The sequence below is a fragment of the Selenomonas sp. oral taxon 137 str. F0430 genome, from assembly GCF_000183625.1.
In the GTDB taxonomy this organism is placed as follows: domain Bacteria; phylum Bacillota; class Negativicutes; order Selenomonadales; family Selenomonadaceae; genus Centipeda; species Centipeda artemidis.
The window spans coordinates 1-2,500 of the sequence record NZ_AENV01000007.1; the positions used below are offsets into that span (position 1 = coordinate 1).

General features: G+C 53.4%; 1 rRNA gene (cut by a window edge). It reads right to left on the minus strand.

From position 1 onward, the window contains the following. Positions 1 to 10 precede the first annotated feature (10 nt). Positions 11 to 2,500, minus strand: a 23S ribosomal RNA gene (locus tag HMPREF9162_RS05230); it runs 599 nt beyond the window's last position.

Sequence of the window (2,500 nt, forward strand, 5' to 3'; positions counted from 1 at the left end):
ACCAACAAAATAAATCAAGCCCTCGACCGATTAGTACTGGTCAGCTGCATGCGTTGCCGCACTTCTACGCCCAGCCTATCTACCTCGTCTTCTGCAAGGGGTCTTACTCTCTGATTGAGATGAGATACTTCATCTCGGGACGGGCTTCACGCTTAGATGCTTTCAGCGTTTATCCCTTCCGAACGCAGCTACCCGGCCGTGCCCTTGGCAGGACAACCGGTACACCGTTGGTTCGTCCACTCCGGTCCTCTCGTACTAGGAGCAGCCTCCCTCATGTATCTTGCGCCCGCGATGGATATGGACCGAACTGTCTCACGACGTTCTGAACCCAGCTCACGTACCACTTTAATGGGCGAACAGCCCAACCCTTGGGACCTGCTTCAGCCCCAGGATGTGATGAGCCGACATCGAGGTGCCAAACCTCCCCGTCGATATGGACTCTTGGGAGAGATTAGCCTGTTATCCCCAGGGTAGCTTTTATCCGTTGAGCGATGGCAATTCCACTCTCTTTCCACCGGATCACTAAGCCCTACTTTCGTACCTGCTCGACCCGTCAGTCTCGCAGTCAAGCTCCCTTCTGCCTTTATGCTCTGCGCGCGATTTCTGTCCGCGCTGAGGGAACCTTTGGACGCCTCCGTTGCTCTTTCGGAGGCGACCGCCCCAGTCAAACTGCCCGCCTGGTACTGTCCCGAATGCTGTTAACATTCCGGTTAGATCCTTAGCATATAAAGGCCGGTATCCCAACGGTGACTCCAATACCTCTAGCGAGATATTTTCCCAGTCTCCCGGCTATCCTGTACGTTATATGCCAAAGACCAATGCCAAGCTGCAGTAAAGCTCCATGGGGTCTTTCTGTCCAGTCGCGGGTAACCTGCATCTTCACAGGTATTTCAATTTCACCGGGTCCCTCGTTGAGACAGTGCCCAAATCGTTACGCCTTTCGTGCGGGTCGGAACTTACCCGACAAGGAATTTCGCTACCTTAGGACCGTTATAGTTACGGCCGCCGTTTACAGGGGCTTCAGTTCGCTGCTTCATCCCAAAGACTAACAACTCTCCTTAACCTTCCTGCACCGGGCAGGCGTCAGCACCTATACTTCAGCTTGCGCTTTCGCAGGCACCTGTGTTTGTGGTAAACAGTCGCTTGGGCCTCTTTTCTGCCGCCGGCTGTCGCTCCATCAGTAAATAACTTCACAACCTCCGGCCATCCTTTTCCCGAAGTTACGGATGCATTTTGCCGAGTTCCTTAACGAGGGTTTTCCCGCGCACCTTAGGATTCTCTCCCCGCCTACCTGTGTCGGTTTTGGTACGGGCGGATCAGTTCTCGTTAGAAGCTTTTCTTGGCAGTGTAGTGCGGCTGAATTCAGATTGACCGTAGTCTCTCCTATCTATCGGTTCTCGGCCTTATAGTACGGGGATTTGCCTCCGTACTAGCCTACCGCCTCCGACGCGCCCAACCAGTCGCGCGCTCAGCTTCCTTCCTGCGTCACTCCATCCTCAAACAAACTGACCCGGTACCGGAATTTTCACCGGTTGTCCATCGCCTATGCTTTACGCCTCGGCTTAGGTCCCGACTTACCCTGGGGCGACGAGCGTTGCCCAGGATCCCTTAGGCTTTCGGTGGACAGGATTCTCACCTGTCGTTTCGCTACTCATACCGGCATTCTCACTTCTTACTCGTCCAGCAGTCCTTCCGGTCTGCCTTCTTCCAAGTAAGAACGCTCCCCTACCCAAAGTATTACTACTTTGCCGCGGCTTCGGTTCTGTGCTTGAGCCCCGGATATTTTCGGCGCAGGGCCTCTCGACCAGTGAGCTATTACGCACTCTTTTAATGGTGGCTGCTTCTGAGCCAACATCCTGGTTGTTTTCGAAGTCCTACATCCTTTTCCACTTAGCACAGCATTTGGGACCTTAGCCGGCGGTCTGGGCTGTTTCCCTCTTGCGTACGGGTCTTATCACTCGCACGCTGACTCCTAAGCTGCCCATATAAGCCATTCGTAGTTTGACTGGGGTCGGTAGGCTTTACGCCCCCTTGCCCGATCAGTGCTCTACCGTCTTTATGGTTATTCGCTTAAGGCTAGCCCTAAAGCTATTTCGGGGAGAACCAGCTATCTCCACGTTCGATTGGCATTTCACCCCTATGCACACCTCATCCGAAAGTTTTCAACACTCACCGGTTCGGTCCTCCACTCATTTTTACCTGAGCTTCAACCTGGACATGCATAGATCACTGTGGTTTCGGGTCTGATCCATACTACTTCCGCCCTCTTAAGACTCGCTTTCGCTGCGGCTCCGCGTCTCCCGCTTAACCTCGCAGTATAAATCAACTCGCCGGTTCATTCTTCAATAGGCACGCCGTCGCACATTGATTGTGCTTCGACTGTTTGTAGACATACGGTTTCAGGTTCTTTTTGCACTCTCCTCCCGGGGTTCTTTTCACCTTTCCCTCACGGTACTTTCCGCTATCGGTCGTTTCGTCATGTTTAGCCTTGGATGGTGGT